12 protein-coding genes are annotated in these 12,809 nt (G+C 59.8%); 10 read left to right on the top strand and 2 right to left on the bottom strand.

Going from position 1 to position 12,809, the window contains the following annotated elements; all coding sequences use genetic code 11:
• Positions 1 to 275 precede the first annotated feature (275 nt).
• Together J4G43_RS43010 and gspD are read right to left on the bottom strand one after the other, a co-directional pair.
• On the bottom strand, positions 276 to 905 hold the full coding sequence (locus J4G43_RS43010; protein WP_321576298.1) for a tetratricopeptide repeat protein: 630 nt from the start codon (positions 903 to 905) through the stop codon (positions 276 to 278).
• On the bottom strand, positions 895 to 3,099 hold the full coding sequence (gene gspD, locus J4G43_RS43005) for a type II secretion system secretin GspD (protein WP_208088572.1): 2,205 nt from the start codon (positions 3,097 to 3,099) through the stop codon (positions 895 to 897). The genes J4G43_RS43010 and gspD overlap by 11 nt, the downstream gene beginning before the upstream one ends.
• Positions 3,100 to 4,537: 1,438 nt before the next feature.
• Here gspD and J4G43_RS43000 point away from each other — a divergent pair.
• The 10 genes from J4G43_RS43000 to J4G43_RS42955 are packed head-to-tail and all read left to right on the top strand — an operon-like array spanning position 4,538 to position 12,649.
• A complete protein-coding gene (locus tag J4G43_RS43000; RefSeq protein ID WP_208088571.1) occupies positions 4,538 to 6,190 on the top strand; it encodes a GspE/PulE family protein in 1,653 nt (550 codons plus the stop codon).
• Between the two features lie 9 nt (positions 6,191 to 6,199).
• On the top strand, positions 6,200 to 7,411 hold the full coding sequence (locus J4G43_RS42995) for a type II secretion system F family protein (protein WP_208088570.1): 1,212 nt from the start codon (positions 6,200 to 6,202) through the stop codon (positions 7,409 to 7,411).
• Positions 7,412 to 7,432: 21 nt separating this feature from the next.
• Positions 7,433 to 7,945, top strand: coding sequence for a type II secretion system major pseudopilin GspG (gene gspG, locus J4G43_RS42990; RefSeq protein ID WP_080659998.1), 513 nt, complete (start codon positions 7,433 to 7,435; stop codon positions 7,943 to 7,945).
• Complete coding sequence (locus J4G43_RS42985; RefSeq protein ID WP_028180914.1) at positions 7,938 to 8,399, top strand: prepilin-type N-terminal cleavage/methylation domain-containing protein; 462 nt, start codon at positions 7,938 to 7,940, stop codon at positions 8,397 to 8,399. The genes gspG and J4G43_RS42985 overlap by 8 nt, the downstream gene beginning before the upstream one ends.
• Entirely contained in the window at positions 8,371 to 8,781 is a 411-nt protein-coding gene (locus tag J4G43_RS42980) for a prepilin-type N-terminal cleavage/methylation domain-containing protein (protein ID WP_028180913.1), read from the top strand. Before J4G43_RS42985 ends, J4G43_RS42980 begins: the two co-directional genes overlap by 29 nt.
• Positions 8,781 to 9,509 carry a PulJ/GspJ family protein gene (locus J4G43_RS42975; protein ID WP_050995267.1) on the top strand — a complete coding sequence of 243 codons (729 nt, stop codon included), beginning with the start codon at positions 8,781 to 8,783 and terminating at the stop codon, positions 9,507 to 9,509. Before J4G43_RS42980 ends, J4G43_RS42975 begins: the two co-directional genes overlap by 1 nt.
• Entirely contained in the window at positions 9,509 to 10,432 is a 924-nt protein-coding gene (locus J4G43_RS42970) for a type II secretion system minor pseudopilin (protein ID WP_028180912.1), read from the top strand. The genes J4G43_RS42975 and J4G43_RS42970 overlap by 1 nt, the downstream gene beginning before the upstream one ends.
• Positions 10,429 to 11,496: a PilN domain-containing protein gene (locus J4G43_RS42965; protein WP_028180911.1), complete on the top strand. Its 1,068-nt coding sequence runs from the start codon at positions 10,429 to 10,431 to the stop codon at positions 11,494 to 11,496. The genes J4G43_RS42970 and J4G43_RS42965 overlap by 4 nt, the downstream gene beginning before the upstream one ends.
• Positions 11,496 to 12,056, top strand: a complete 561-nt coding sequence (gspM, locus tag J4G43_RS42960) for a type II secretion system protein GspM (RefSeq protein ID WP_028180910.1) — start codon at positions 11,496 to 11,498, stop codon at positions 12,054 to 12,056. The genes J4G43_RS42965 and gspM overlap by 1 nt, the downstream gene beginning before the upstream one ends.
• On the top strand, positions 12,053 to 12,649 hold the full coding sequence (locus tag J4G43_RS42955) for a hypothetical protein (protein WP_050995268.1): 597 nt from the start codon (positions 12,053 to 12,055) through the stop codon (positions 12,647 to 12,649). Before gspM ends, J4G43_RS42955 begins: the two co-directional genes overlap by 4 nt.
• Positions 12,650 to 12,809 lie beyond the last annotated feature (160 nt).

Genomic DNA, 12,809 nt, shown 5'->3' with positions numbered 1-12,809 from the left:
GTCCGCACGCCGCTGCATACATTGAAGCGCCCGATCCGGACATCATCATGAGGCGCTACGCGACGTCGGAAAGGACCATGACCCGAGCTGGCCGCAAAGGTTCAACTATGACGGGTCCAAGGCCTGACTAACCATCATACCTCAGCCGCGCTCGCGCCGTCTCCGCAACCCTGACCGGCTCCGACGGCACGAGCGCTACCGTTGTGCCATTGGCGAGATCAAAAGGAAAGCTTGACAACAAACCGCAATTAAAGGGCCGAATGACCCCAAGGCTATCATCGCCGGCCACCCCCCACCGCGAGCGCCTCTTGATCGAATAGCCCGGCGCACCGCTTCGCCCTGCGAGAACTGCAACGGGGAGCTGCGCGTCCGGCCTGAACATGGGCCAGCGTCCACGATCGCGCGTATGCTTGCCCCTGCGCGATCTGATTCATCGACATTTTGGAAGCAATCGCGTTGCGCAAGCGGAGGCAATAATCCCTTTGAGAGCTGCGGGCCTGAGCTGCCGCAATATTCATCCATTTGTAGGCGAGAACGACATCCTGCGGAACGCCATGACCTTTGTCATACATCAGGCCGAGCATCGCCTGGGCAAATGGAATTCCGGCATTTGCGGCCTGAATATATAGGTCGACTGCAGCATCGTAGACTTTTGGTGCGCCGAAGCCGTTTTCGTACATGAAACCAAGCATCGCCTGTGCTTGCGCGTCGCCGCGTAAGGCAAGTGGGGTGAGCTGGCGGACTGCTTTCTGATAGTCCCCATGTGCATAGGCGCTCCTTGCCGATGCGATGGCGTCTGCGCGTGCTGGCGCCAACGCGACAAGCAGAGCCATCATTTGCGCCAGCACGAACCAGATGATGTCGCGTCGAGCCAGCAGCGGGATATGACAATGATCAGCGGACATTGCGAACACGCAAGTCATCTGTAATGCTCGCGCCGACTGCACCGCGAAGCTTCGAACGTAGCTCCTCTGCCAGCTGGTGCGCATCGCTGCCGGTCTGGATGATCTGGGGTCGAATGAAGATGATCAACTCCGTCCGCTGCCCCTTTTTGCTCTGGTGTGAAAACACATCGCCAAGACCGGGAATCTCGTCAAGTAGCGGAATGCCGCTGCGGCCTCCCTTGTGGTCTTCACTGATCAGTCCGGCCAGCACCACGGTTTGGCCGTTTGTCACAGAGACCGCGCTCTTCACCCTGCGCTGGGACACGGTCGGCGTAAGCTCGGATGAGCCGGCCGAGGATACCTGGCTGATCTCCTGTTCGATCTCGAGACTGACGTGTCCACTTGTGGTGATACGCGGCACAACGCGAAGAATAATGCCGGTGTTGCGGTAGTCGATAGTATTAACCACAGTGCCGTTTTGCGATGGATAACTCGTTTTGCTAGTCTGGACCGGAACGACATCGCCGACCTGAAGGGTTGCGGCCTGGTTGTTGGTGACAACGAGTGAAGGATTGGACAACACATTGACGCTGGTCACCCCGTGTAGCGCATCGAGGATAATGGCCGGCTGTGACTCCGATTCGATCAGGAAGTTGAATCCCGGAATTGCGCGATTCAGCAGCGCGTTCGCTGCCCTACTCACCGCACCGTTGGTCGAGGTAAGAACAGAACCCTGGTCGGTCTTCAATCCAAGCTGCTTGCTGGTCAGATAGCTCTGGACACCGTAACTCAGCTCGTTGGTGAGCTTTACCTCCGCGATCGTCGCCTCGATGCCGACCTGCAGCACGGGTTGATCGAGCTGCTTTAAGGTGGAACTGATGATCCGATAGTTTTCGCGACTGGCATAGATTAAGACAGAGTTACTCACGATATCAGGGGTGATCCGTACGTTGGGCATGACCGGCGGTCCACCACCGTTTAGTGTGTCAAGTCCACCGCTGGCATCCGTTCCGTTCGACGAATTCAAGCCTGATGGGAAGGGGTTACTTACGCCGTTGCCGCCCGACGCGGGGGGGGACAGGCTGGGGGACGGCGCGGACGTATTCGCAGACAGCCGTTCGGCAGCCGAATTCGGGCGAGCGACCTCCTTATCGCCGATGTCGATCGACGTCGAGGCGCTGCCGACGAACATCTGGTTCAGCACCTTGGCCAAGTGGCGGGCGTCACTATAGCGGACACGATAGACACGAACGCCGGTTTGAGCCGAGTCTGCCCGATCGAGCCGATGGATCCAAGTCGCTACGGTCTGGAGCAACGGCGGCTTGCGCGTTACGACCATGATGGCGTTCAACCTGGAGACGACTTGAAGCTTCACAAGGTCATGACTGAGCCCGTTGTCGCCGGAATCCAGGATACTCTCGAGCTCTGCGATCAGAGGCTCTGGCGCGGAATTGTGAATGGGATAAATGCCTACCGATTGGCCTTTCATCCAGTCGACATCAAAGCTCAGGGCGGTTTCGACGGCCGTTCGCCGCTCGGGTCCGGTCCCCTGGATCAGAAGAAGGTTTCGCGTGGGGTCCGCACGTACGCTACCAGTGCGGGTTGCAAAGCTGTCCATCAACTTGAGGATGGTTTTCGCTGCAACATATTGCAGCGGTACCACTGACACACCATAGCCGGCTTCGGAATGACCAGCACCGGCATCGACGTGGCCGGCTCCAGTGGCATTGCCGAGGGGAGTGACTTTGTATCCGCCCGTATCGCGTACCAGCGCAAGGCCGGAAAGTCGCAGCGCGCTCTCGAGCACGAAAACGATGTCAGATCTGGGCACCGGTCGCGCGGACACCAGGCTGACTGTGGCCTGCTCGCGTGGATCGATGGTATAGCCGAGACCGAGAGTGTCCCCGAGCATCACCTTTAGCACGGTGGCGACAGGTGCGTTCTCGAAGTTCAGATCGTAGCCGGGACCATTTGGGGTCTGCTGCGGCCGCGCCTCCGTGGCTTCGAAGACCTCAGAACCCGAATAGGTGCTGCTTGCTACACCTTGTGAGTTAGGCGACGCTTGGAAAGACGCGATCGGCTGTTCGCCGCGCGGAAGGATGTCGAGCGATCGGACCTTGTCGAGGACGTCCAAATCAGCGGGTGCTGTCGTAGGTGTGCCGTTCGTGACGATGCTACATGAGGCGAACAGAAGCATTGCCGCGACAAGCAGCATGTTGCGCGCGACTCCACCGCACTGACTTCGACTTACCGGAAGACTCACTGGATTGCGATCCACTTAGGCTAGTGATGGATGTGGCTTGGAGCTCCGCGGCAGATTTACCGTCCCGCGCACGAAAGCCAGCAACGAGGGTGCGCCGATCCGCCGCGATTAACCACTTCCATGTCGATAGCCAATCGTTTGAAGTTGAAGCCCATTCCGCGGAGGACGGTGATCTGGCCACCAAGTTTATCTTGCCGAAGCACGAGTTCGATCGCTTATGTCCAGCCGACTCATCCTGTTATCGGTTGCCCGCCCACATCTTCTTCGAAGTGCGGTGGAATGGATGACTTGTTTGCCCGTTGCAGTATTTGATGCGCTTGAAGTCGCTCCGCCCACATCGACGCTACTGAAGAGCCGGATCGCGACCCTGAAGAGGCGCAATGGCAAGAAGAGCTCAACGTTGCGGCGAGTGCCCAGTTTGCGGTGTAGTTCGTCGCAGTCATTATCTCGTACCGTTTGAGTGGCCAAGCGTCATAGGCCCACGTATCCAGGTGCCGCTATAGGAAGAGTGTCGTTGGCGCTCGCCACCGGCGGGTTGGTGAAGCTCAACGTCTCTTCAAACGACGGGCCTCGTGCGGATAGCGTTTCATGTTTGGGCTGGTTTGACCACGCGCCTCACTCGCCGGCCGCGGTCACCGGGATCGTTCAAGGCTCAGCGCCAGCGCCACGGACGTCGTGCAGGAGTAATCGTGGCAACTCGTGAACGTTCATCGATCCGCCGCATCAGCGCCGGATCCTCGCCTGGTTAGCGGCGGGTGGCCGCCCATAGGCGCTTGAGCGGACAAGACGGAGCAACTGGCAGTGCCTGCGACGGGCGGCTTTCCATGATTGCTGCGCCGTACTTGGCGCTGCCGCTGTCGAATGTGCGGGCCACCGGCTCCAGAAGTTGCTGCTTTCGTTACCCCGGGTGCAGCTGATAGCGCTGCGTCAGATTGCCCTCTGTCGCATGCCTCTGCAGCCCCATCAGCGCGATGTTCGTATTCAGTGCCGCATCAATCTTTCGTCTCGTGCTCTGGGTCATTCTCCCCTCTGTAGCTTTCGGCGGAGCGGCCTAAGTCAAATTGGCCAACCGGTCAGCGTCTCAGGGCCGCTCCAGCTTTAAGTCTTCAGCAAGGACTGTACCAATCTGCAGGGGCGACATGGCGCCTATCTGATATGTCGCGTTCGCGACGGAGCTGGCGGATTGTAGGCTTCGTTCCCCTCCTTGTTCGGAGTCGAACACTAGCGCATTCGAGCCGACGAAGCGCGCGGCTCCCCGGCGGACGATCTGCCTAAACAACACTGCGAGCCGATGTCGGCGTCTCTCACAATTTGGCATGTGACTTGCCAGAGGTGTTTGACGAGTCGAGTCGGGTCCGATGCCGACCCCTGGGCGCGAGCGGATCATGTTATGTGCGGCACATCGTCAACGCAATTCATCGAGCATCTCCGGCGGATGTGTCCGGCACACCTGGAGGGCGACGCGCAACCCGGTGATCGGCCGACGAGAACTTGGGAGATGTTTGACTTGTCGGCAGAGTCATTTGCCGACGAAGCCGCCCGCTTTTCTGGTCTCGAGCGTATTGCGCTGCGGGAAATGATGGCGGCCGCTCCTGCAATCGACCAGTTTTCGCCAGCCTTTCTTCGCGAAGTGGTCGCGTTTCCTCACCGCCTTTCGGACGGCACACCCGTCTTTGCCATGGCGGATCCCACCGACCAGCCCTCGCGTAGAGCCGCGGAGCTGGTGTTCGGGGTGCCGACCTCATTTAAGGTAGCTTCGATAGAGGACATTACTATCCTTCTCGATCAGAAGCTCGGGGCTGCGGAAGAGAGGGGGCAGTCCGCCGTTCAGCAGCTACGCGATGACGACATCGAAAGTCTGCGCGACCTAGCAAGCGGCGCGCCCGTCGTGCGCGCGGTCAATGATCTGATCGAAAAAGCCCTCGAAATGCGCGCTAGTGACATTCATGTCGAGCCGTTCTCAACGGGCCTTACGGTTCGGCTGCGAATCGATGGGCTGCTTCGTGCCATTCAGCCGCCAGCGGGTGTGCTGCCCCAGGCAGTCATCTCTCGCATCAAGATCGTTGCTGGATTGAACATCGCGGAGCGACGTCTGCCGCAAGATGGAGCTGCGCGAATTCGGGTCGGTCGCGAGATCGACGTGCGTGTTGCTATCATGCCGACGCAGTATGGCGAGTCCGCGGTTCTGCGCCTTCTGCCGAAGGACCGCTCCCAGCTTGCAGTAGACCGTCTCGGCCTTTCCGAGCGCGATGAGGCTGTTCTGCGCAGGCTGATCACGGCTCCGCACGGCATGATTGTGGTCACAGGGCCGACTGGCAGCGGCAAAACGACAACTCTCGCAACCATAATGTCCATGCTCAATGTGCCAGAACGGAAAATCCTGACGGTCGAGGACCCCGTGGAATACGACATCCCCGGAATCAATCAGTCGCAAATCAAGCCTGCCATCGGGCTTACTTTCGCGAGTGCACTCCGCTCCTTCCTTCGTCAGGATCCCGACGTGATCATGGTCGGTGAAGTCCGGGATCCGGAAACGGCGAATGTTGCCGTCCATGCCGCGCTCACGGGACATCTTGTGCTCACGACGCTGCACGCCGAAACGGCCGTGGCGGCCGTGCCGCGACTCCTTGATCTCGGTGTGGAAGGCTATCTTTTGCGATCGACTTTGCGTGGCGTCATCGCACAGCGGCTGGTGCGACAACTCTGCGAGCACTGCAAGGCGCCGACACCGTTCGGCGAGGATGAACAGAGCCAGGACACCGGAGTGAGCCGCCTCGGACTATCTGCAGGGGAAATCATGTGGCAGCCGCGGGGCTGCGCACGCTGCAGCCACAGCGGTTATCGCGGTCGGATCGGAGTATTTGAACTCCTCGAACTCAGCAGCGGTTTGCGTGAGCTGATCGCCGATAATGCCGATGGGCTGGCAATCGACCACGCGGCGATCGGCGGGGGGATGACGACGATGCTGGACGATGGGATTGCTAAATGCCGAGCTGCAATCACAGCGCCGGCTGAAATTCTTCGTGTTGTTGCTGAACGCTGAATCAGGATTATGCCAAGTTTCCGCTATCGAGCGTTGACCCAGTTCGGAGAGATCGTTGCCGGCTCGTTGGTCGCATCGACGCAAGCAGAGGCCGAGCGCCGGATTTCATCTCTGCATCTGCTACCGATTGAAGCCGTGGAGGAGGCCCGTTCCGCGTCGGTATTTCGCCGCGGATTCTGGCCTAACCGCCCTTCATGCGCGGAGGTCACGAGTTTCACGCGCGACCTTGCGCTGCTTCTGAAGGCAGGAGCGCGCCTTGATGACGCTCTTGATCTGCTGTCAGGCGATCGCGATGTTGGCCGGCTGCGGCCGGTGATTAGACGATTGAGGTTGGCCGTGCTTGGCGGCGAAAGCTTTACCGATGCAGTTTCCGCGCAACCTGATCTGTTTCCGTCAATGTATGGCGCACTCATGAAGGTTGGTGAAGCCTCTGGTACGCTCAGCCAAGTCCTTGAGGTTCTGGCCGCGGAGCGTGATCGGACCGAGGCAACTCGGCGGAAGCTCAGTGATGCCATGCATTATCCGATCTTCGTTTTGCTTGCAGCGGGCTGCGTTATGCTGTTCTTCATTCTGGCTGTGTTGCCGCAATTTTCCTCAGTGCTGCGCGATTTCGGCGGCCGCGCTGACCCGGCACTTGGCTTTTTCATGGAAGCCTCTGATCTGATGCGAGCTAACCGCGCTTTGCTGCTGATCTCAGGCGCGTTCGTCCTGGCCGGGGGCTGGTGGCTCATGCGGCAGACCAAGGTGCGTGCTTCGATCGTCGCTGCGCTTGCAACGCTGCCTGGAATTGGCAGAATCTTCGTCTTCCACCGCACGAGCCTGTTCTGTCGGAACTTGGGACTGTTGTTGGGGTGTGGCGTTAATCTCACCGCAACGCAGCGCATTCTCGTCGACGTGATGTCCGTGACCTCGTCTCCTGCCCCGTGGATCGAAGCGGCTGATCGCGTTCGGTACGGCGGCAAGCTGTCGCAAGCGCTGGCAGAGTCCAACGTGCTCCCGCCCATGGCGGTTCGCATGCTACGGCTGGGCGAGGAGACCGGCGAATTGCCGGTGCTGGCCGGCCGCATCGCGGAATTTTATGAAGCGAAACTCCAGCGCAGCCTTGATCGTGTCTTGGGAATGGTCGGGCCAGCCGCAATACTGACAATCAGTATTGTCGTCGGAGGCCTGATCGTTTCGGTCATGACGGCGCTGCTTTCCGTCACGCAGCTCGTCGACTGACGAAGCGCAGAGGAGATCAGCATGACAACAGAATGCCAGCCGGTCGCGGAACGTCGTGCATACCAATCGGGACTTATATGGCGTATTCCAGTGGAGGCCCCCGAAGGCGAGCGCGGATTTACATTGGCCGAGATGCTGGTTGTGATCACCATCATAGGCCTGATCATGGGGCTGATCGGGCCAAGGGTCCTCAATTATCTCGTGGAGTCCAAGGTCAAGGCAGCCAAGATCCAGTTGCAGAGCTTCGCGAGCGCACTGGACCTCTTTTATCTGGACGCGGGTCGTTATCCCACGGCATCAGAAGGGTTACGAGCCTTGGCGAGCCGGCCCGCCGGCATTCCGGCCTGGAACGGCCCGTACCTGAGAGGCGGCGCGATCCCCGCCGATCCCTGGAATACGCCTTATGTTTATCGCACCCCCGGCGAGCGTGGCCCATACGAGATCATATCCTATGGCGCCAACGGTCAGGAGGGAGGCAGCGGTACGGCTGCCGACATTGTGCTCGGTGCGCAGACGAGTGCACGCAATGAGTGATGGTCAACGCGGCTTCACATTGCTGGAGGTGGTTTGCACGCTCGCAATCACCGGAATGATCGCGGCCGTGCTATTGCCGTTCGTGCCGCGGCAGACCTCCAAGGCAGGGCTGCAGGCCTATGCTCTTGCGGCCGCCTCGATCCTGAAAGCTGACCGGGCGATGTCGGTCGGCGGTGGCGTCAGGGTGGATACTCTGGTTGATCCGCCAGGCCGGGCGATTCGTTCGGGGGCCAGCTCCGCTGCTGTCCAGGTGCCGGACGACGTCGAATTCGAGGCGATATTGCCACGCAGCTGCAACCAACGTCCGGTCTTATCGACGATCAGTTTCTTTCCCGATGGCCTGTCCTGCGGTGGTGCGATTGCACTCTGGCGGGCTGACCTGCGTCTCGAGATCAGGATCGACTGGCTGACTGGGAGGATTGAGGTTGTCTCTCGTTCCCTCATCAATGGCTGAAGAGAGTGACGCTGGCTTCACTCTAATAGAGATGCTAGTCGCGCTCGGGGTGCTCAGCCTGTCACTTGGGTTAATTGGCACGGTCGTATCAACCAATATGCGTGCCGTTCGTAAGATCGAGGAGAGGGTCGCAGTCATCCAAGAGGCGAGCGCGGCTCTTGTCACCGCGATTCCAGGCCGTGATCGGTTGCTACCCGGTACATTGCGCGGTGCGTCCGCCTCCGGCGAGTGGACTGTTCTGGTTGCGCCGATCGGGACGGGTTGGGACGTCGCCGCCGGTCAGGCGGGCTGGATTCCTCGCATGGTGGAGCTGCGTGTCCGTTCGGCATCGGGCGCCGTCGTCGATGTGCGCACAGTGCGACTGGCGCGGACTGCAGGCTGATGTGTGCGGCATCAGAACATCGTGAGGAGCGAGCCGGTTTCACCCTGATCGAGGCCCTGGCTGCGCTTGCTGTCGCGGGGCTCGTGATGTCGGTGCTCGCGACGATGACGTCGCAATGGTTTCCGGCGTGGAATCGCGGGGTCAGTCGTGTTCAACGTGCGGAGATGCTCAGTTTGGCGCTGCGCCGAATAGCCAACGATCTTTCTGCAGCGGAGTTTGTCCCGTCCAATCGCGACGAGACGCAGCCGCTGTTTGAAGGGGGAGAGCTGGGGGTGACGTTTGTTCGCAAGGCGATTGGACCGAATGTCGGGCCTGGCCTTGACATCGTCCAGATTGGCGAAACTGCCAACGGACCCGATGTTGCGCTCGTGCGCTCGCGAACCCCTTTCACACCTCTGCCCGTCGGAGTTTCACTTTCCGAAACTCTGGATTTCGTCGATCGAGTGGTGCTGCTTACTCCTCCCTTCCGACTGTCCTTTGCCTATGCGGATGCGAGCCTCGCTTGGTGGCCGGACTGGCATGAGGCGGGTCGGCTTCCTACTGCCGTTCGCTTGACTATTCTCGATCGTAGTCGGGGCGGATTAGCCATAATGTCGAGGGTGGCCCGGATTCATGTCGATGCTCCGGGTGCGGGATGTATTGAAGGCGAGAGGGACTGCGTTAGCTCGAGGCTGGACGAGCCGCAGCAGGGCCCGAAGGCCGCTTTCGGTGGCGCGCGGAGCGATTAATGTTGCAATCGAAAGGACAATCGTCACGCAAGGCTGGCCCTCGGGATGGCTTCATCCTGGTGGCGGTGCTGTGGTTTCTAGCAGCCTTGGCTGCGCTCATCGTGGTATTCTCACACTACCTTTCGAACTCGGCGCGAGTCTTGCGGATTGATGATGACGCCCTGCAAGCAGAAGCGTTGGTCGCTGCCGGCGTTGAGCTAGCGGCTTATCAGTTGCTCATGGCGAAAAATGAGGAGCGGCCCAGGCGCGGTGGATTCAGCATCCGGATCGGCGGTGACGTTGTGGCGGTCTCGTTCCTAACCGAGGCCGCCCGAGTCGATCTCAATGCCGCGCCGAAGGAGATGATCGCCAATCTCTTCAATATCCTTGGCGCAGACGCCGAAGCGGCGCAGGATCATGCCGATAGGGTGGTATCGTGGCGTACCAAACCGGTGGATAAGGCGGCTGCGCGATCGGAAGAGGCGCTTTATGCAGCGGCGGGACGTAAATATGGTCCAAGGCTGGCCCCCTTCGTCCATGTCGACGAGCTACCTCTAGTGCTGGGGCCGCCGTCCTGGCTGCTTGACCGAGTGATGCCGTTTGTCACCGTTTTCAGCGGCTCGCCTGGGATAGACATCTTGGCCGCCCCGGCGGAGGTGGTCGCTTCAGTTCCGGGAATGACGCCGCTGATCCTGAAGGATTTCCTCGCCTCACGAGACGCGTTATCCGCCGGCCCGGCTGCTATTGCGCAGGTACCCGCAAGTGCCAGGGTCATCGCTGGCAAGAGCAACGCGTGGAGGTTGCGCGTGTCATTACATCCAGCCGATGGTCGGCGGCGGTCGTCGGTGGTTGTAATTGAATTAGGCGAAGGGAAATTGCCTTATCGAGTTCTGTCGCACGAGGACGAGGGCGCGCAAACACACAACGCGCGGGGTGGGGCATGAAGATGGCAAGTGACATCGAAATGGCGCTTACCGCGTGGTGTGCCGCGGTGGCTAGCGCTCTTGAAGCGATCGCGAACCGTGTCCACCGGCGCCGGCGGGTAAGCGCTTGCCACGACGGAGGGGACGGGCTGACGCTACAGCTACTGCAGCGCTCCACACGCAAGCTGCAGCCAGAGTATGCCCAAGTTCGGCTGGCCGGCGACCATACCCTGCCAAGCAACTGGATTGGGGTACTGCGCGGGTGCGTAATGGACATTTACCTCGCCCCAAACCAAGTTCTTGTTCGGCAGCTCGACTTTCCAAAGCAGGCAGAACCATTTCTAAACGGAATGATCCGTTCACAGATCGATCGACTAACGCCCTGGAGTGCCGAAAAGGCGCTTTTTGGTTTTAGTGAGCCTCAGTCGGCACCCAAGGAGCGCATCGGCCTTATTTTAGCGGCGGTGTCGCGTGCCAGGGTAGAGCCGCTGGTCCAGTTCGCGGATCATGTCGGAGCTGCCAAAGTCGCGATCCATACACACAGCGAGTTGTCCCTGCATCCGATTACGCTTTTCAGCGCAGGTCTTCGTTCGGCAATCTCCGGTCGCCGAGACCTCGCGAAACTCCTGAAGTTTTTTCTGCTCGGCGCTGGGACTGCGACTGCATTGGTGCTCATAGCAACCATGGTGCTCAGCACCAAAGCAGACGGAGCATTGCAAGAACTGCGCAGCACGATCGCGCGTCAGCAGGCAGCAGTCGAGGGCGATCCGAACTCCGCTGCATCAACTGCCGACGCGCTGCTCGCTCGGCGCAAGCAGACTACGCCAGCGACGGTATTGGTTCTGGATCGTCTTTCGAGCATCCTGCCCGATGGTACCTATGTCACCAAGCTACGTGTCGAGGGCGATCGGCTGCAACTGGTTGGTCTGACTGAGGATGCGCCGACGCTGATCCAGCTGATCGAGCAGTCACCGCAGTTCAGCCGAGCCGCATTTTTCGCACCGACCACCAGATCATCGAACGAGCCCGGCGAGCGATTTCACATAGAGGTTCATGTGAATGCCTATTTCAGGGGAAGCACCTGATGGGATCCGCTCTTTTTCGGGTGGCATTTCGGTCATCACCTGCCGCAGCCGCGTCAGGCTATGCTATCGTAGTTCTCGCTTTCCTCTGGGTAATCGCAAGCGCCATCACCGATCTACTTGCGCGATATGACCAGCTCCAGGAGGCTGGAGAGCTATTGCCTCAGTTCGAGGGAGGAGCGGTTCGGCCTGATCGCCGCGGCGGGCCTAATCTGACCGCGCCTGGAGGCTTGGCCTTTATCGAAGGAAAGACTGTGACCATTGCAGGCGCTGCACTGGTGCAAAGGGTGGTCGGCGCCGTCACAAAAGCTGGGGGCGACGTTCTGTCGACCGAGGTCGAACTGCAGGGTAACCATTCGAAAGCAGGCTTCATTAGTGTAGTGACGAGTTGCGAGATCGAACAACCAGCCTTACAGCAACTGCTCTATGATCTGGAAGCCGGTCTTCCATTCCTCTTTGTGGAGCAGCTCTTGGTCGAGGCGTTCTTGACCGACACGACCACTCCGCCAGGAAAGCTGCGCGTTTCGCTGACGGTGTCGGGCCAATGGCAGGAACGCAAATGATGCGTCCTATCGCAATGATCCGTTTGGCCGCCGTCGTACTAGCCATAACAAACCTGTCGGTCTGCGCGGCCATAGCGGCTGTGAAAAGCGAGGAAGTGACGGACACTCGTTCGATAGGGCAGCGGGAGGGTGGGGCGCGAATCGACAAGCCTGAGCCCTCGTCATTGACCGTCAACTCGGTGTCGGCGCCGAAAGAGCCCGCATCCAGTGCCAATCCCCTGTGGGGGATTCCGTTGACCCGGCTAGCCGCTACCCGCGATCGTCCCATCTTCTCGCCCTCACGACGGGCGCTGGTTCCCGTGTCGACGCCCATTGCCGCTGTGCCCGAGCCTCCGCTGTCTTCCAAGAGACCGGAGAAGCCGGCGCTCGCGCTGGTTGGAACCGTTGTGGGAGGCCTCGAGAGCTTCGGGATATTCATCGATCAGTCCAGCAAGCTGTCGGTTCGGATGAGGGTCGGCGAACAGCATGATGGCTGGGTGCTACGCCAGGTGCGAGCTCGCGAGGTAATGTTGGAAAACCCCTCCAAGAAGGCGATCATGTCTATGCCCCAGCCTGGAAAAGGAAGTGAGGGAGAGGCCATCTATCACCCTTGAACTCGACGACCGCCGAACAGGAGCTGGGACCTCGACAACTGCAGTAGTGGTCCGATCCAACATCCGGTCCTCCAGACAACGCCTGTGTTCCGTCTTACTATCAATCTACGAAGTCGCGCAATGAATTGCGCGTTGCCTTTGCACGCTTCTCCGCTGCATG

The sequence above is a fragment of the Bradyrhizobium barranii subsp. barranii genome (assembly GCF_017565645.3).
In the GTDB taxonomy this organism is placed as follows: domain Bacteria; phylum Pseudomonadota; class Alphaproteobacteria; order Rhizobiales; family Xanthobacteraceae; genus Bradyrhizobium; species Bradyrhizobium barranii.
This window is presented reverse-complemented; position numbering and strand designations above follow the sequence as displayed.